Consider the following 16,756-nt stretch of genomic DNA (forward strand, 5'->3'; position numbering starts at 1 on the left):
GGCGTCCAGTGTAGTCGTCCGCGCGATTCCCGGCTGCCCTCCGAACGCACCCGGTATTGTCCGCCGTCCGGGAGCAGTTGTGTCCGGGACGGCGGCCGGCCGGTCTTGCCGCTGCTGCCGGACGGGTCTACGGTTGGCCGGTCATCCGGGAAGTCCCGCGCGCGGCCCGCGGCCGCGGGGAAGGTGCCATCGATGGTCAGGGTCCCGCAGACCGGCAACGGCGCGGCGGAGGACTCCGAGAACAATCCACCGGCCGTCCACATTCTCTGGATGAATGGCGGGTTGAGCTGTGACGGCGAATCGGTCGCGCTGACCGCGGCCACTCAGCCCAGTATCGAAGAGATCGTTCTCGGCGGTCTCCCCGGGCTGCCCGAGGTCGCCATGCACTGGCCGTTCCTCGATTTCCACAGCGGCCCCGACGGCGGTTCCGGCAGCTTCATCGAATGGTGGCACCGGGCGGACCGCGGCGAGCTCGACCCGTTCATCCTGATCGTCGAGGGGTCGATCGCCGACGAGACGAACAAGGCCGAAGGCTACTGGTCCGGGTTCGGCACCGACCCCGCGACCGGGCAGCCCGTGACGGCGAGCGAGTGGCTCGACCGGCTGGCCCCGAAGGCGATGGCGATCCTGGCCGTCGGCACCTGCGCGAGCTACGGCGGCGTGCACGCCATGGCGGGCAACCCGACCGGCGCCATGGGCGTGCCCGAGTACCTCGGCCGGGACTGGCGGTCGTGGGCCGGGCTGCCCGTCGTGTGCGTGCCGGGGTGCCCGGTCCAGCCGGACAACCTCTCGGAGACCATCCTGCACCTGCTGTTCCAGGTGGCCGGGAGCGCACCGGAGATCGACGTCGACGAGGCGCTGCGCCCGAAGTGGCTGTTCTCCAACACCGTGCACGAAGGGTGCGACCGGGCCGGCTACTACGAGCAGGACGAGTTCGCCGATCAGCACGGCTCGCCCAAGTGCCTGGTCAAGCTGGGGTGCTGGGGCCAGGTGGTCAAGTGCAACGTGCCCAAGCGGGGCTGGATCAACGGCGTCGGCGGGTGCCCGAACGTCGGGGGCATCTGCATCGGCTGCACGATGCCGGGCTTCCCGGACAAGTTCATGCCGTTCATGGAGGACCCGGCCGGTGCCGGCAGCCCGACGGCCACGAGCAGCGTGTCCGGCTCCGCGATCCGCATCCTGCGGGAGATCCGGACGGCGGCGGACCGGTGAGCGTGCCCGGCGTGCCGAGCCCCGGCGAACGCCTCGAGACACTTCTGGGTGCCCTGCTCGACGGCCCGCACCGGCGGCCCGCCGAAGAGATCGTCCGGCAGCTGACGGACCTGTACGGCGAAGGCCTGACCCGGATCGTCGGCACGCTGCGCGAGCACGCCCGCGACGACGTCGTCGGGGCGATCGCCGCCGACGACGTCGTCGCGGGCCTGCTGGCGCTCCACGACCTGCACCCCCTCGACGTACCGGCGCGGGTGCGGCTGGCCCTGGACCGGATCCGCCCGCAGGTCGGCGCGGTCGGGTACCTGGGCGAGGGCGACGGCGTGGTCCGGCTCAGCCTCGGCGCCGCCCGCGGCTGCTCGTCCGAGGTGCGCACCGCCCGGGCGACGATCGAGGCCGCGGTCCGGGCCGCCGTTCCGGAGATCACCGGCGTCGAGATCGTCGCCGCCCCGGTGCTGTACCAGATCGGCATGGGACCACCCGCCGCACCGGAAGGGAGAGCGTCGTGAGCGTGGCTCGGCCCGCGTTCGCCCGGGATCGGCGCTCGGCGCGGCAGGAGCGGTGCGAGTTCTGCGGGACGCCGGTGGCCGCCCGGCACTGCCACGTCGTCGACACCGGCCGCCGCGGCCTGCTGTGCTCGTGCCGGGCGTGCTTCCTGCTGTGCACGGCCGGGGGACCGCGGTACCGGGCGGTTCCGGAGCGCTACCTGTGGGATCCCCGGCGGCCGATCGGGTGTCTCGACTGGTGCGGGCTCGGGATTCCGGCGCGGTTCGCGTTCTTCGTGAACCGCGGTACTCAGGTCACGGCGTTTCAGCCTGGGCCGGCCGGTGCGGTCGAGCTGCCTCTTCCGGCCGGGCTCTGGGCGGAGCTGGCCGCTGCTCGGCCGCTGCTGGGGATGGCCGAGGCGGATGTCGAGGCGATCGTGTTCCGCGGGGGTGCGGGGGGTACGGACTGTTTTCTGGTGCCGGTTGATGTTTGCTACCGGCTGGCTGGGGTGGTTCGGCGGTACTGGGCCGGGTGTGACGGGGGTGCCGAGATGCGGGAGCGGGTGGGGGAGGTCTTTCTGGAGATCGAGCGGCGGGTGCGGCCGTTGGGGTAGGTGTTGTGTCTCCGTAACCGCGATGCCCGATTGTGACTACGGCCGGCCTGCCGGGCCTTGCCGCGGCTTACGGGATTGCCGGGCTCGCGTGGTCTGGCGGAGGGGGTGAGTCCGGCGCAGACTTGGCGCGTGCGGGTGGCGGTCCGGGTTGTCGGGGTGGTTCAGGGCGTGGGGTTTCGGCCCTTCGTCCACCAGGTGGCGGGGCGGCTCGGGCTCAGCGGGTTCGTCGGGAACGATGTGCACGGGGTCTTCGCCGAGGTCGAAGGGGCGCCGCCGGAGGTCGAGCGGTTTGTCCGTGCGCTCGAGGCCGAAGCCCCGCCGCTGGCCGTGGTCGACGATGTTCGGGTGCGGGAGGTCCCTGCCGTGGGGGGCGCCGGGTTCCGGATCGTCGGGAGCCCTCGGGGCGGCGGTGCCGACACGCTGATCTCCGCCGATTGCGCCACCTGCGACGACTGCCTTCGCGAGCTCGCCGATCCCGGGGACCGGCGGTTCCGGTACCCGTTCGTGAACTGCACGAACTGCGGCCCGCGGTTCACCATCGTCCGGGGTGTGCCCTACGACCGGCCACGCACCACCATGGCCGCCTTCGCGATGTGCGCCGAGTGCAAGCAGGAGTACGAAGACCCGGCCGACCGGCGGTTCCACGCCCAGCCCGTCTGCTGTCCGGCCTGCGGGCCCGCGCTGCGGTTCGAGCCCGGCGGCGGGGAGCCGGTCCCGGCCGCCGCCGAAGCGCTGCGTGACGGCGCTGTCGTGGCCGTGAAAGGGCTGGGTGGCTACCACCTCGCCGTCGGCGCCCGGCACGAGGAAGGCGCGCGGCGGCTGCGGCAGCGCAAGCACCGCGAGGACAAGCCGTTCGCCGTCATGGTCGCCGATCTGGCCCAGGCGCGGGAACTGGCCGAAGTGGACGGTGCCGCCGAGCGTGCGCTCACCGGGCGGCGGCGGCCCATCGTGCTGCTGCCGAAGAAGGCCGGCCTCGCGGCCGCCGTCGCGCCCGGGAACCGGCGGATCGGGCTCATGCTGCCCTACACCCCGCTGCACCACCTGCTGCTGGAGCGCACCGGGCCGATCGTGCTGACCAGCGCGAACGTCTCCGACGAGCCCATCGTGTACCGGGACGAAGACCTCGGTCGCCTCGACGGCATCGCCGACGCCGTCCTCCGCCACGACCGGGCGATCCACGTCCGGACCGACGACTCCGTCGTGCGGATCACCCGGGGAGCGGCACAGCTGCAACGGCGCTCACGCGGCTACGCACCCGAGCCGGTCCGGCTCGAGACGAAGCAGCACCTCCTGGGCTGCGGCGCCGAGCTCAAGAACACGTTCTGCCTCGCCAAGGGCCGCCACGCCTTCGTCTCGCCCCACATCGGTGACCTCGAGAACTACGAGACGCTCAAGGCGTTCACCGAGGGGATCGAGCACTTCAAACGCCTCTTCGCCATCGACCCCGTGCTCGTCGCGCACGACCTGCACCCCGAGTACCTGTCCACGAAGTACGCCCTCGAGCAGGACGTCGAGCTGCTGGGCGTCCAGCACCACCACGCCCACGTCGCCGCGTGCCTGGCCGACAACGGCGAGGACGGCCCGGTCCTCGGCGTCGCCTTCGACGGCACCGGCTTCGGGCCCGACGGCACCATCTGGGGTGGTGAGTTCCTCCTCGCCGACCTCGCCGGCTACCAGCGGCTGAGCCACCTGCGGCCGGTCGCCATGCCCGGTGGTGCGGCGGCCATCCGGCAGCCGTGGCGGATGGCCGCGTCCTATCTGGACGAACTCGGACGGCCGGCCCGGGAAGACATCGTGCGGCTCAAGCGCAGCGGCCTCAACTCACCCCTGACCTCCAGCGCCGGACGGCTCTTCGACGCCGCGGCCGCGCTGCTCGGCGTCCGCGAGAGCATCACCTACGAAGGCCAGGCCGCCATCGAACTGGAGCAGCTGGCCGATCCCGCCGAACGGTCCGCCTACCGGGCCCGCGTGGACGACGTCGTCCACGGTGAGGACCTCATCGCCGCGCTCCTGGACGACGACGGCCCGCGGGCGACGAGAGCCGCGCGGTTCCACAACGGCGTCGCCGACGCCATCGTGCGGACCTGTGACCGCTTCCGCGACCACAGCACCACGGTCGCGCTCTCCGGCGGGGTCTTCCAGAACGTCCTGCTGCTCGACCGGACGGTCGAACTGCTGGAACAACACGGCTTCCGCGTGCTCACCCACCGGAACGTGCCCACCAACGACGGCGGGATCAGCTTCGGCCAGGTCGCCGTAGCCAGTCGTACCACCCGGTGAGGCCGTCGCCGCGCGTCGCGCTGACCTGGAGCAGCGCCGCCGACGGGTTCACGCGGCGGACGTCCCGCTCGAACTCGGCGACGTCGAAGTCGACGTAGGGCAGCAGGTCCACCTTGTTCAGCAGCACCAGGTCGGTGGCGGCGAACATGTGCGGGTACTTCAGCGGCTTGCCGGGGCCCTCGGTCACCGACAGGACCACGACCTTCGCCGCCTCGCCGAGGTCGAACAGCGCCGGGCAGACCAGGTTGCCGACGTTCTCGACGAACAGCGTCGAGCCGGGCGCGGGCGACAGCGAATGCAGCGCCCGGTGCAGCATCGACGCGTCGAGGTGGCAGCCGGCGCCGGTGTTGATCTGCACCACCGGTACGCCCGTGGCCTTGATCCGCTCGGCGTCCAGCAGCGTCTCCTGATCGCCTTCGACCACCGCGCACGGCCCGCCGAGGTCCCGGATGGTCCGCTCCAGCAGCGTCGTCTTGCCGGCCCCTGGCGAGCTCATCAGGTTGATCGCGAAGACGCCCGACTCGCGCAGGTGCGCGCGGTTGTGCGACGCGAGTTCGTCGTTCTTCGCCAGGATGTCCTGCTCCATCACCACCGTGCGGGTGTGGTCGGTGATCCGGACGTCCGAGTCCGAACAGCCGCAGGTGTCACACATGGCTGACCTCCACCGAGGCGATCCGCAGTTCCCGCCCCGCCAGCACCGCCGCGTTGGCGCTGCCGCAGGGACACAGCACGATGAAGTCGTCGAGGCCGAACTCCTCGCCGCAGTCGCGGCAGCGGGCCCGGCCCGGCGGCTCGGCGATGTCCAGCCGGGCGCCTTCGAGGGACGTGCCCGCGCACAGGACGTCGAAGCAGAACCGGACGCTGTCCGGCACCACCCCGGACAGCCGTCCGATCTCCAGCCGGACGCACGACACCGTCGCCTCGCCGAGGCGCGCGACGATCGCGTCGACGACCGACTGCGTGATCGCCATCTCGTGCACTAGCAGATCCTCGGCAGCGGGTCCCCGACCAGCAGGTCCACGATCCGGGTGCCGCCGAACGCGGTGTTCAGCAGCACGATTCCCGGCGGGTCGTCGGCGATCCGCCCGATCACGGCGGCGTCCGCGCCGAGCGGGTGCGCGCGCAACGCGGCGAGGGCGTCGGACGCCTGCGAGCCGTCGACGACGACCACGATCCGGCCTTCGCAGGCGACGTACAGCGGGTCGATGCCCAGCAGCTCCGACGCGCCGCGGACCTCGTCGCGGACCGGGACGGCGTTCTCGTCGACGACCACGGCGACCTCCGCGGCCTTCGCGATCTCGTTGAGGATCGTCGCGACCCCGCCGCGGGTCGCGTCGCGCATCGCGCGCACGCCGGGCACCGCGGCCAGCAGCCCGGCCACCAGCTCGTGCACCGGTGCGGTGTCGGACTCGAGGTCGGCGTCGATGTCCAGCTCGCCGCGGGCCAGCATGATCGTGACGCCGTGGTCGCCGATCGGCCCGGAGACGAGGACGGCGTCTCCGGGCTTCACAGTGGCCACGCCCAGGCCCGTGCGGGTGAGCACGCCGACCCCGGCGGTGTTGAGGTAGACGCCGTCGGCCTTGCCGCGCTGGACGACCTTCGTGTCCCCGGTGACGATCCGGACGTCCGCGGCGACCGCCGCGTCCTTCATCGATTCGACGATCTTCAGCAGGTCCTCGACCGGAAACCCCTCTTCGAGGATGAACCCGGCGGTCAGGTACAGCGGCCGCGCGCCGGAGACGGCGAGGTCGTTCACCGTGCCGTTGACCGCCAGGTCGCCGATGTTCCCGCCGGGGAAGAACAGCGGCGAGACCACGTACGAGTCCGTCGTCAGGGCCAGGCGGGCGTCGCCGACGGTCAGCGACGCCGCGTCTTCGAGCGGTTCGAGCAGCGGGTTGCGGAACGCGTCGAGGAACACGGCCTCGATGAGCGTGTGCGTCGCCTTGCCGCCGGCGCCGTGGGACAGCGTGATGCGCTCTTCCCGCACCTTCGCGCGCCGGCGCCGGGCGCGCTCGATGCGGTCGAGGACCTGCTGCTCGCGTTCGGTGGTGGTCATGCGCGGCTCGCCTCCCGGACGCGCTGCCGGCTGAACCGGCCGAAGTTGTAGTACGCCGCACAGGCGCCTTCGGGGGAGACCATGCACGTCCCGATCGGCGTCTCCGGTGTGCACGCGGTGCCGAACACCTTGCACTCCCACGGTTTCAGCACGCCCTTGAGCACCTCGCCGCACTGGCACGCCTTCGGGTCGGCGACGCGCACGCCGGGGACCTCGAAGATCCGCTCGGCGTCGAACGCGGCGTACTTTTCGCGGATCGCCATCGCCGAGTGCGTGATGAACCCGAGGCCGCGCCACTCGAAGTACGGCCGCAGCTGCATCACCTCGTTGATCACCTTCAGCGCCACGAGGTTGCCGTTCCACGGCACGACCCGCGAGTACTGGTTCTCGACCTCCGAGCGTCCCGAGGACAGCTGCAGCATCAACAGGTAGATCGACTGCAGGATGTCCAAGGGCTCGAACCCGGCGACCACGACCGGCTTGCCGTAGTCGCGGGCGATGAACTCGTACGGCCGGCAGCCGATCACCGTGGAGACGTGCCCCGGCCCGATGAAGCCGTCGAGCCGCAGGTCGGGGGAGTCCAGTATGGCCTTGATCGCCGGGATGATCGTCACGTGGTTGCCGAACACCGAAAAGTTCTCGATACCTTCGGCGGCCGCGCGCAGCAGCGTCATCGCGGTGGACGGCGTGGTCGTCTCGAACCCGATGGCCATGAACACCACGCGCAGGTCCGGGTTCTGCCGCGCGATCTTCAGCGAGTCCAGCGGCGAGTACACCATCCGGATGTTGGTGCCCTCGGCGTTGGAGTCGAAGAAGTTCCCGCCGGAGCCGGGCACGCGCATCATGTCGCCGAAGGACGTCATGAGCACCCCGGGCTGCCGCGCGATGTGGATGGCGTCGTCGACGCGGCCCATCGGGATCACGCACACCGGGCAGCCCGGCCCGTGCACCAGCGTGATGCTCTCGGGCAGGTAGTCCTCGAGGCCGTGCTTGTAGATCGTGTGCGTGTGCCCGCCGCAGACCTCCATGAACTTGTAGTGCCGGCCCGGCTCGCAGAGCGACGCGATCTTCGCGGACAGCGCGCGTGCCTTCTCCGCGTCGCGGAACTCGTCGACGAAACGCATGACGACTCCTCTATTCGATCCGGGATTCCAGGAGGGCGGCCATCTCGTCCTCGTACGCCTTGCCGATGCTTTCGAGGAACTCCAGGGCGGCCGCGGCCTCCTGTTCGTCTATTTTGGACAGTGCGAAGCCGACGTGGATGAGGACCCAGTCGCCGGGCTCGGGCGGGTCGTCTTCGAGCAGGCCGATGTTGATCTGCCGCTTGACCCCGCTGACCGAGACCTTCGCGAGGTCCGGCCGCTCCTGGCTGATTTCGATGACTTCACCCGGTATGCCGAGGCACATGGCTGGAGACCTCCGTGTATGGCAGCCGGGGGCAGGTGCCCCAGGCGAGTTCGGTGACGGCGCGGACCGCGGCCGGGACGGCCGCGGTCACCTCGGGCGACAACCCGATCCCTTCGTCGAGGCAGGCCGGTTCACAGCCGACGACGAGCACCCGGCCGGCGTCGCCGCCGAGCAGGCGCAGCAGCCGGAACACCGCGTCCGGCTGCATGCCGTGTGCGTCGATCGACGTCGTCGTGCGGTCTCCGGTGTCGGCTTCGATGAGCGAGAGGGTACCGGGCGGGCGGCCGTGGGGGGTCGCGTCGAGCAGGATCGTCGTGTCGTAGCCGCCCAGCAGGTCGTAGGCGAGGTGCAGGCCGGCGATGCCGTAGTCGGCGATCTGCACCCACGGCGGCAGGCCGGTCCCGGCCAGCTCCTTGACGACCTCCACGCCGAAGCCGTCGTCGCTCAGGAAGATGTTGCCGATCCCGGCGACCAGCACTCGTGGTCTCACTCCGCATCCTCCCGGGGTTCGATCTCGTCGGGGGAGAAGTACCGGTACCGGCCGTGCGCGTGCTGCAGGTCGGCGCCGGGGTCGTCGTCGAGGGTGACCGCGACGTGCGTGCCGCCGTCCACATCGGAGAGCACCAGCCGGACGGTGGCGGCCCGGCCGGTGAGGAACATGTCCTGGGCGTCCGCGCCGCGCAGGTTCGGCCGCAGCCGCACCTTCGACCCGGCGGTGATGCGGACGCCCGAGACGGTCACCGACGGCTCGACCGGCCGCAGGGACCGGATCGCGCCGTGCAGTCGTCCGAGCAGTTCCGGCGGCATCGCCTCGACGCGGTCGACGATGGCCGCCGCGCGCGGGTCGGTCGTCCGGGCCTCGCGCTTCTCCTCGTCGGTCAGCGTCATCGTGCGCAGCGTCAGGATCTCGTCGATCTCGGTGCCGTCGAACAGCTCACCCGGGCTTTCCGGCGCGATCGACGGGTCGTCGTAGAGGATGATCGGCGAAGCGAGCATCACCGTGCTGCGGGCGGTGTCGCCGATCAGCGCGGGCCACAGCCGTTCCTGACGGCAGGCTTCGACGGCCGGTTTCGCCCACTCCGGCGGGTCCAGCATCGACAGGAAGTGCCCGCTGTCGACGCTGAGCACCAGGTGGGCGGCGAGCAGCGAGTGCCGCAGAGCGTGCTCGCGGATGCCGTCCGAGTGCCACGACGTCGTGTTGTGCACTTCGACGCGCAGCCGGGCGCCGCCGAACGGTCCGTCGAGCGGGTCGACCCGGGCGATGAGAACGCCGGACAGTTCGCACACGTGGAACGGCTTCTCGACCGGGAGCCCGGAAAGCGGCAGGTCGAAGTCGATCTCGTGCTCGTCGGCTTCGTCCCACGTCGTGCCGAGCCGGGCCTTTGCCTGCAGGAACCGCAGCTCGACGTGCAGGACCGTGCGGTCCAGCGGCTCCACCAGGCATTCGACGCGGGCGGAGGAGTGCTCGCCGATCTCGGCCGAGGCGTACGACGGCGGCACCAGCACACCCCACTGCCAGCGCACCCGGTTCTTCGGCGCCGACGCCCGGTACGGGTAGAGGAGGTAGCCCTCGTAGAGCACGGCGTCGCCGACCGCGCGGGCCTGGTCGAGGGCGGTCACGACCCACCGGCCAGCAGCTGCTCGATGGCGGCCTCCCAGGTCGGGATCGCGTGTTCCGCCTTGTACTTGAGGAGCGCGTCGAGCGTCTCGTGCGGGAGCTTGATCCACCCGGCGTTCGGGAAGTAGCGGGCCATCAGCTCGTCCCAGACGGCCACCGGCATCCGGCACTCGGCCTGGGTGTGCCACGGCACCTGCTCGACCCAGAATCCCGGCCCGCCCTTGCCGAACACGGTCCCGCTGAACAGCAGCACCATCGGCACGACGCCGTCGGACAGCGCGTGGAAGTACTTGCCGGCCGCGACCTCGAGGTCGTAGGTGCACGGCACCTCGGCGTCGACCTCGGTGGCGCCGGTGAACGCCGGCACGGTGACCGCGACCGTCGTGAACTGGAACGGCTTCAGCGTCTCGCCCCACCGGGACCGGTCGCCGAAGAGGTGGGTGAGCAGCTCCGACTCGTCGTCGGCGTACCGGCGGCGCTGCGGCTCGATGCGGATCTGGACGCGCAGCACCATCGCGTGCACGGGCTGCCCGGTCAGCTCGGAGATCCGCAGCTTGAACGCCAGCGTCGGTGACGCGGCGTACTTCAGCGGCCGGACGTCGATGCAGTCGAAGCTCAGCTCAGCCATCGGCCACGACCTCGCTGCGCTCCCGCAGGCGCGCGAAGAACCCGTCGATCGCCTCGTGCGCTTCGGAGCCGCCGTCGAAGCCCCGCCACGTCGAGCGCACGAGCCCGACCAGCTCGTAGCAGACGTCGATCGGCACCAGGAAGCATTCGAAACCCAGGTCGAGCTGGTTCAGCAGCAGGGCCTCGACGTCGTCGGCGACACCGGCCGACGCGAGCAGGTCGTCGCCCGTGCCCAGCGGGAGCAGGGACTCCGTCGCACCCGCCGGGCTCGGGTAGAACGCGACCGTGCGGTCCTGGACGGAGTTCCGGAACAGGAAGGCCGTCCGGACCGGGATCCCGGCCGACTCCCACAGCGCCGGACCCGGGCCGTAGCGCGGCACGTGCCGGAACCGCTGCGGCACCGCCCGGTGCCGCTTCCCGCCCGCCCCGCGGTGGGTGAAGAGCAGGTAGCAGCCCCGGCAGGTGCACAGGATCGTCCGGGACTCGAGGTCGATGACGTGCCCGTGCTCCGCGCCGATCGGTTCCGCGCACATCTCGCACCGCTCGCCGGGCGTGGCGCGCGGCGGGGGAGTGCGGAACCTGCGCAGGCCGCCCGTCACGGGACCTCCACGGGGCACAGGGGCAGCAGCGGCCGCCCGCCCGGCCCGGCCGGTTCCTCGACCACGCCTTCGACGACGACGTCCGCGATCTCCGGCGCGACCTCGCGGACCACCCGCTCGATGGCGTGCTTCGCGGTGACCGTCGAGGACGGGCAGCCGTCGCAGCTGCCCTGCAGGCGCAGCCGCAGCACGCCGTCCTCGATGCCGACGAACTCGACGTCGCCGGCGTGCGAGCCCAGGTACGGCCGGACCTTGTCGAGGGCTTCGGTGACCCGCTCGTGCGTCGACCGCGGGTGCAGGTCGTGCAGCACGAGCAAGCCGCGGACGTGGTCGTCCTCGGCGAGGCGGTCCAGCACGGGCCGTCCGACGATCCGGGCGATCCGGGCGAGCCCGGCGCCGTAGAACTCGATCAGCGTGTGGACGAGGTCCTCGGCGAGCTCGGCGTCTTCGCCGGAGAACTCGCCCAGCAGCTGCTCGATGCGCTCGCCGACCCGGTCGACCTCGGTCATCCGAGCTCCCCGCCGAACGCGTGCGGCGTGTGCAGCCGCTCGAGCACCTTGCCCTTGCCGGTGTACATGTGGACGCCGCAGGGCAGGCACGGGTCGAAGCTGCGGACCGCGCGCATGATGTCGATGCCCTTGAAGTTCTCCTGCGTGTTCTCTTCGAAGATCGGCGTGTTCTGCACGGCGTCCTCGTACGGCCCCGGCGTGCCGAAGCTGTCGCGCACGCTGCCGTTCCACGGCGTCGGCGGGTACGGGTGGTAGTTCGCGATCTTGCCGCCCTTGATCACCATGTGGTGCGACAGCACCCCGCGGACGGCTTCGGTGAAGCCGCAGCTGACGCCTTCCTCCGGGACCTTGAACGGCTCCCACGTCTTCGTGTTGCCCTTGCGGACCTCACCGAGCGCCTGCTCGCCGAAGTGCAGCGCCATCGCGGCCGAGTACGCCTGGAAGTACGTCCGGGCGCGGTTGCGCTCGAGCGCGTTGCTCCACTGCGGGATCTTCCACTCGAAGGCGGCTTCGGGTTTGGTCGCCGTGCGCGGCAGGGTGATCGTGACGCTGTGCCCGGTCGACTTGACGTACGGCGTGTCGACCAGCCCGGCGAGCGCGGTGACCCACAGGCGCGCGATCGGGCCGCCGCCGGTGTCGAGGGCGAGGTGCTCCTTGCCGTCGAACCAGCGCGGGGACATCGTCCACGAGTACTTGCCGTCGAAGTCGCGCTTGGCCGGGCGCGGGATGGTGTGCTGGTTCCACGGGTGGCGCTGGTCGACCGGGTTGCCGAGCGGGTCGTGGGTGACGAACATCGGCTGGTCGGCCCAGTCCTCGTAGAACGAGCTGCCGAGCAGGATCCGGATGCCGAGGTTGATGTCGACCAGGCTGGTGGTGACGAGCTTGCCGTCGACGACCACGCCGGGCGTCACGAACATCTTCCGGCCCCACGCCTCCATGTTCTCGTAGGTGAAGTCGCAGTGCTCGGGGTCGTTGAGGCTGCCCCAGCAGCCGAGCAGGACCCGCCGCCGGCCGACCTCTTCGTAGCCGGGCAGGGCTTCGTAGAAGAAGTCGAACAGGTCGTCGTGCATCGGCAGGCAGCGCTTCATGAACTCGACGTAGCGCATCAGCCGGGTCAGGTAGTCGGTGAACAGCTGCACGGTGGCGACCGTGCCGACGCCGCCGGGGTACAAGGTGGACGGGTGGACGTGCCTGCCCTCCATCAGGCAGAACATCTCGCGCGTGCTCCGGCTGACCTGCAGGGCCTCGCGGTAGAACTCGCCTTCCAGCGGGTTGAGCGAGCGCATGATGTCGCCGATGGTCCGGTACCCGTGGTCGCCCGCGTGCGGTGCCTCGGTGCGGTTCGCCAGCTCCAGGACGCCGGGGTTGGTCTCGGCGACCATCTTCTCGCAGTAGTCGACCCCGACCAGGTTCTCCTGGAAGATGTTGTGGTCGAACATGTACTCGGCGGCCTCGCCGAGGTTGAGGATCCACTCGCCGAGGTGCGGCGGGCGCACGCCGTAGGCCATGTTCTGGGCGTACACCGAGCAGGTCGCGTGGTTGTCGCCGCAGATCCCGCAGATCCGGCTGGTGATGAAGTGCGCGTCGCGCGGGTCCTTGCCCTTCATGAAGATGCTGTAGCCGCGGAACACCGAAGACGTGCTGTGGCACTCGACGACCCGCTTGGCCGCCCAGTCGATCTTCGTGTAGATCCCGAGGCTGCCGACGATCCGGGTGATCGGGTCCCACGCCATCTCGACGAGGTCGGTCTTGTCCTTCATCTCGGTCATGACCGCACCCCTGCCTGGTAGCCGGTGTCGAGCTTGGTGCCCTTGTGCCGCCACTTCGGTTCCTTGTCGGCCTTGCGCTCGGTGATCTTCCGCAGCCGCCGGATCACCGAGCCGTACGTGCTGGCGGCGAACGACGACACCTGCGCGCCCGGTGGTTCGTCCATGAACGGCATGAACCTGTCCGGGAAGCCCGGCATGGTGCAGCCGATGCAGATCCCGCCGACGTTCGGGCAGCCGCCGACGCCGTTGATCCAGCCGCGCTTGGGCACGTTGCACTTCACGACCGGGCCCCAGCAGCCCAGCTTCACCAGGCACTTCGGCGAGCCGTACTCGGTCGCGAACTGGCCCTGCTCGTAGTAGCCGCCGCGGTCGCAGCCCTCGTGCACGGTCGCGCCGAAGAGCCACTGCGGCCGCAGGTGGTCGTCGAGCGGGATCATCGGTGCCTGCCCGGCCGCCTGGTACAGCAGGTAGGTGATGGTCTCGGACAGGTTGTCCGGGTGGGTCGGGCAGCCGGGCACGCAGACGATCGGGATGCCGGCGCCGGACTTCCAATCCCAGCCCAGGTAGTCCGGCACGCCCATGGCGCCGGTCGGGTTGCCCTCCATCGCGTGGATGCCGCCGTAGGTGGCGCAGGTGCCGGCGGCCAGCACGGCGAGCGCCTTCGGGGCGAGGCGGTCCAGCCACTCGCTGGTCGTCATCGGCTGGCCGGTCTCGGGGTTGTTGCCGAACCCGCACCAGTAGCCCTCGTCCTTGATCGCCTCGTTCGGGATCGAGCCCTCGACGACCAGCACGAACGGCTCCAGCTCGCCGCGGTCGGCCTTGTGGAACCACTCGATGAACGTGTCGGCCCCCTTGTCGGGACCGCACTCGAAGTCGATCAGCGGCCAGTGGACCGCGATCTTGGGCAGGCCGGGCAAGGCGCCGAGGACGATTTCCTCGATGCTCGGCTGGGTGGCCGCGGTCAGCGCGACGGAGTCGCCGTCGCACGACAGGCCCGCGTTGATCCAAAGGATGTGGATGGGCTGCTCTTCGGTCTCTTGAGCGTGCGTCACGGCTGATCACCCTTGGCGAGGTCGTCGAGTGCGCCGAGGGTCAGCTCCCACAGCGCGTGGTAAAGGGTCGTCTGGGCTTCCTGGATGCGGTGCACGGACGGGGACGGGACGACGAAGAGGTGGTCGATGCTGTCCAGCTCGGCCATCTTCCCGCCGTCGTAGCCGGCGATGCCGACGGTCACCAGGCCGCGCCGGGCGGCTTCGTCGAAGGCGCGCACGAGGTTCGCGGAGTTCCCGCTGGTGGACAGGCCCACCGCGATGTCGCCGGGCCGCCCGAACGCGCCGATCTGCCGGGCGAACACGACGTCGAACCCGATGTCGTTGGACAGCGCGGTGACCACGGCGATGTCGTTGGTCAACCCGAAGGCGGGCAACGGCCGGGCGTCGCCGGCCGGGCTCAGGAACAGGCTGGCCAGGTCCTGCGCGTCGGTCGAGCTGCCACCGTTGCCGAAGGCGAGCAGCCGTCCGCCGCCGTCGAACGCGCGCGCCAGGTCCTGCGCGCACGCGAACAGGCGCTCCCCGTCGGCCGCGAGCACCTCGGCCCGCAGCGCGACGATCTCGTGCACCTTTTCCACCGTCGACTGACGAACCCGGTCGAGGACGGCGTCGACGTCGCCGGAACCCGCGTAGAGGAACGGGTACAGCGCTTCGAGACCGTCCGCGTCCACGGGGGACTGTTCCCGTGTCATCGCGAGTCAGCTCCTCGGCTGAGGATTCTCCGGGCGGGGGTTCTCCAACCGGGCGATCGCTTCCCCGGCGTGCACCAGGATCCGGTCGCCGACGCCGGCTTCGACCAGCGCCACGCTCACCTCTTCGCGGCCCGAGCCGGTGTCGACGACGGCGAGCCCGAAGTCCAGGAGTTCGGCCACGGTCACCTCGACCGCGGTGTCGGAGCAGGTGATGCACACCCCGTCGTGGCAGACGGGGCCGGCTTCTCTGCCGGTCACGACACCACCTCCGGGGTCAGCGCGCCGGGGTGTTCGAAGAAGACGTGCACCAGCTCCCACAACACGTGGTAGGTGGTCACGTGCACCTCCTTGACGATCCGCGGGTCGGCCGAGCGGGCGGTGAAGACGTGGCCCAGCCCAGTAGTCGCGGCTATGGCGCCACCGTTACCACCGGTGAGGGCAACGGTGAGCATCCCGAGGTCACGGGCCGTTTCGAGGCCGCGGCGGACGTTGGCGCACGCGCCGTCGGCGGAGATGCCCAAGGCGATGTCGGCCGGCTCGCCGAGGACCCGCAACTGGTGGGCGAAGACCTCTTCGAGGCCGGCGCGGCCGGCGATGCCGGTGACGGTCGCGACGTCGGCGGTCAGCGAAATCGCCGGCAGCGCGCGCTTGCCGACGATCACCGGGTGGACGAACTCCACCGCCACGTGCTGGGCGTCGGTGCTGGGCCCGCCGTTGCCGAACACCACCAGCTTGCCGCCGCGCTGGAAGCGGCGGGCCATGTCGTGGCACGCCTCGGCCACCGTCCTGGCGTCGTCGGCCAGGGCGAGCACCGGCGCCTTCCGGCGCTCGAAAAGAGCGCCGACGGAGTCCGGGTGGTTCGGTGACCACGGCATCGCGGTGCTTCCTGCTCCTCGGAGGGGTGAGCCCATCCAGGCTAGAGCTGTGAGTTGGAGCACACAATAGCGTTTTCGGCTCCGGCGTAACCGCTGCTCGCCCTGCCCGTCGGTCATGACCGGCGGCCGGGCACTCAGGGGTTGTCCGCCGAGCCGAAGTTTCGGGGAGAAGCAAAACGTTTTTGGCGAAGTTGACGTTGTTCGCGCGCCGCTGGCACCTTCGACCCCACGAGAGTTTTTCACCCGGCTGGGGGGGTGAAGGCGTGCGATTCCGGGCTCTCGGGAGCGCGACGGCTCAAGGGGAACGGGGAACTTGCCGGTATTCAGGCCCTTTCGCACGAGTGGCTCGGCGGTGAAATCCGCCGGTGTCCGCGCGGTTTCCCGACGGTGACAATTCCTCCTTTGTCGCGGCTCCGGTTCCGGTCGAAATAGAGAGAAAGCGGGTATTCGTCATGAGATGGAAAACCAAGGTCGTTGCCATGGCCGCGTTCGCCTTGTCCGCGGCACTGGCCGGGGCCGGGCCGGTGTCGGCCGCCCCGGCGGCCCAGACCGTCGAGGTCGCCGCGCCGGCGGGCAGCGGCCTCGCGCCCTACGTCGCCGTGATCACGCCGGTCACCGCCGAGCGGCTGGGGAACAGCTGGCACGAAGGGTGTCCTGTCGGGCCTGATCAGCTGCGGTTGGTGAGCTTGAGCCACTTCGGTTTCGACGGTGCGGTGCACCGGGGTGAGCTGGTCGTCAACGCCGACCGGGCGACCGAGGTCGCGCGGGTCTTCGCCGATCTGTACTTCGGGCGGTTCCCCATCGAGCGGATGGAGACGGTGGAGAAGTACAACTCCGACGATGACGCCTCGATGGCGGCGAACAACACTTCGGCGTTCAACTGCCGGGCGATCACCGGTGGTACCGCCTGGTCGAACCACTCCTACGGCCGGGCGATCGACATCAACACCGTGCAGAACCCCTA

General features: G+C 70.5%; 20 protein-coding genes. 5 read left to right on the forward strand and 15 right to left on the reverse strand.

The window, feature by feature from the left end; translation table 11 throughout:
* Positions 1-192: 192 nt before the first annotated feature.
* The 4 genes from ACWEGE_RS17300 to hypF all read left to right on the forward strand — a co-directional run bounded on the left by ACWEGE_RS17300 (position 193) and on the right by hypF (position 4,591).
* Entirely contained in the window at positions 193-1,212 is a 1,020-nt protein-coding gene (locus ACWEGE_RS17300) for an NADH-quinone oxidoreductase subunit B family protein (RefSeq protein WP_449661448.1), read from the forward strand.
* Positions 1,209-1,721 carry a NifU family protein gene (locus ACWEGE_RS17305; protein WP_449661449.1) on the forward strand — a complete coding sequence of 171 codons (513 nt, stop codon included), beginning with the start codon at positions 1,209-1,211 and terminating at the stop codon, positions 1,719-1,721. Before ACWEGE_RS17300 ends, ACWEGE_RS17305 begins: the two co-directional genes overlap by 4 nt.
* Positions 1,718-2,311, forward strand: a complete 594-nt coding sequence (locus ACWEGE_RS17310; RefSeq protein WP_449661450.1) for a DUF5947 family protein — start codon at positions 1,718-1,720, stop codon at positions 2,309-2,311. Before ACWEGE_RS17305 ends, ACWEGE_RS17310 begins: the two co-directional genes overlap by 4 nt.
* Positions 2,312-2,440: 129 nt before the next feature.
* Entirely contained in the window at positions 2,441-4,591 is a 2,151-nt protein-coding gene (gene hypF, locus ACWEGE_RS17315) for a carbamoyltransferase HypF (RefSeq protein WP_449661451.1), read from the forward strand.
* Here the strand turns inward: hypF and hypB are convergent.
* From hypB to ACWEGE_RS17390, 15 genes are read right to left on the reverse strand one after another with little or no spacing between them, the layout of a single operon-like run.
* Complete coding sequence (hypB, locus tag ACWEGE_RS17320) at positions 4,548-5,243, reverse strand: hydrogenase nickel incorporation protein HypB (protein ID WP_449661452.1); 696 nt, start codon at positions 5,241-5,243, stop codon at positions 4,548-4,550. The genes hypF and hypB overlap by 44 nt on opposite strands.
* Positions 5,236-5,571, reverse strand: coding sequence for a hydrogenase maturation nickel metallochaperone HypA/HybF (locus ACWEGE_RS17325; protein WP_449661453.1), 336 nt, complete (start codon positions 5,569-5,571; stop codon positions 5,236-5,238). The genes hypB and ACWEGE_RS17325 overlap by 8 nt, the downstream gene beginning before the upstream one ends.
* Complete coding sequence (gene hypE, locus ACWEGE_RS17330) at positions 5,571-6,647, reverse strand: hydrogenase expression/formation protein HypE (RefSeq protein WP_449661454.1); 1,077 nt, start codon at positions 6,645-6,647, stop codon at positions 5,571-5,573. Before hypE ends, ACWEGE_RS17325 begins: the two co-directional genes overlap by 1 nt.
* A complete protein-coding gene (gene hypD / locus ACWEGE_RS17335; protein ID WP_449661455.1) occupies positions 6,644-7,771 on the reverse strand; it encodes a hydrogenase formation protein HypD in 1,128 nt (375 codons plus the stop codon). The genes hypE and hypD overlap by 4 nt, the downstream gene beginning before the upstream one ends.
* 10 nt (positions 7,772-7,781) lie before the next feature.
* Positions 7,782-8,054, reverse strand: coding sequence for a HypC/HybG/HupF family hydrogenase formation chaperone (locus ACWEGE_RS17340; RefSeq protein ID WP_449661456.1), 273 nt, complete (start codon positions 8,052-8,054; stop codon positions 7,782-7,784).
* Complete coding sequence (locus ACWEGE_RS17345; protein WP_449661457.1) at positions 8,032-8,544, reverse strand: hydrogenase maturation protease; 513 nt, start codon at positions 8,542-8,544, stop codon at positions 8,032-8,034. The genes ACWEGE_RS17340 and ACWEGE_RS17345 overlap by 23 nt, the downstream gene beginning before the upstream one ends.
* The gene (locus tag ACWEGE_RS17350; RefSeq protein WP_449661458.1) at positions 8,541-9,674 is read right to left on the reverse strand and encodes a hypothetical protein; all 1,134 of its coding nucleotides are present in this window, start codon (positions 9,672-9,674) and stop codon (positions 8,541-8,543) included. The genes ACWEGE_RS17345 and ACWEGE_RS17350 overlap by 4 nt, the downstream gene beginning before the upstream one ends.
* A complete protein-coding gene (locus tag ACWEGE_RS17355) occupies positions 9,671-10,300 on the reverse strand; it encodes a DUF6084 family protein (RefSeq protein ID WP_449661459.1) in 630 nt (209 codons plus the stop codon). The genes ACWEGE_RS17350 and ACWEGE_RS17355 overlap by 4 nt, the downstream gene beginning before the upstream one ends.
* Entirely contained in the window at positions 10,293-10,898 is a 606-nt protein-coding gene (locus tag ACWEGE_RS17360) for a DUF5947 family protein (protein ID WP_449661460.1), read from the reverse strand. The genes ACWEGE_RS17355 and ACWEGE_RS17360 overlap by 8 nt, the downstream gene beginning before the upstream one ends.
* Positions 10,895-11,407 (reverse strand): NifU family protein, encoded by a 513-nt coding sequence (locus ACWEGE_RS17365; protein ID WP_449661461.1) that lies wholly within the window; start codon positions 11,405-11,407, stop codon positions 10,895-10,897. Before ACWEGE_RS17365 ends, ACWEGE_RS17360 begins: the two co-directional genes overlap by 4 nt.
* Complete coding sequence (locus ACWEGE_RS17370; protein WP_449661462.1) at positions 11,404-13,176, reverse strand: nickel-dependent hydrogenase large subunit; 1,773 nt, start codon at positions 13,174-13,176, stop codon at positions 11,404-11,406. The genes ACWEGE_RS17365 and ACWEGE_RS17370 overlap by 4 nt, the downstream gene beginning before the upstream one ends.
* The gene (locus tag ACWEGE_RS17375) at positions 13,173-14,228 is read right to left on the reverse strand and encodes an NADH-quinone oxidoreductase subunit B family protein (protein WP_449661463.1); all 1,056 of its coding nucleotides are present in this window, start codon (positions 14,226-14,228) and stop codon (positions 13,173-13,175) included. The genes ACWEGE_RS17370 and ACWEGE_RS17375 overlap by 4 nt, the downstream gene beginning before the upstream one ends.
* Positions 14,225-14,917, reverse strand: coding sequence for a D-sedoheptulose-7-phosphate isomerase (locus ACWEGE_RS17380; protein ID WP_449661464.1), 693 nt, complete (start codon positions 14,915-14,917; stop codon positions 14,225-14,227). Before ACWEGE_RS17380 ends, ACWEGE_RS17375 begins: the two co-directional genes overlap by 4 nt.
* Positions 14,918-14,923: 6 nt before the next feature.
* Positions 14,924-15,136: a HypC/HybG/HupF family hydrogenase formation chaperone gene (locus tag ACWEGE_RS17385; RefSeq protein WP_449661473.1), complete on the reverse strand. Its 213-nt coding sequence runs from the start codon at positions 15,134-15,136 to the stop codon at positions 14,924-14,926.
* Between the two features lie 35 nt (positions 15,137-15,171).
* Positions 15,172-15,792: a D-sedoheptulose-7-phosphate isomerase gene (locus ACWEGE_RS17390; RefSeq protein ID WP_449661465.1), complete on the reverse strand. Its 621-nt coding sequence runs from the start codon at positions 15,790-15,792 to the stop codon at positions 15,172-15,174.
* Between the two features lie 479 nt (positions 15,793-16,271).
* Between ACWEGE_RS17390 and ACWEGE_RS17395 the strand changes: the two genes are divergently transcribed.
* On the forward strand, positions 16,272-16,756 hold a 485-nt coding region (locus ACWEGE_RS17395), incomplete at its 3' end, for a M15 family metallopeptidase (RefSeq protein ID WP_449661466.1).

The organism is Amycolatopsis sp. NPDC004747, assembly GCF_053601335.1.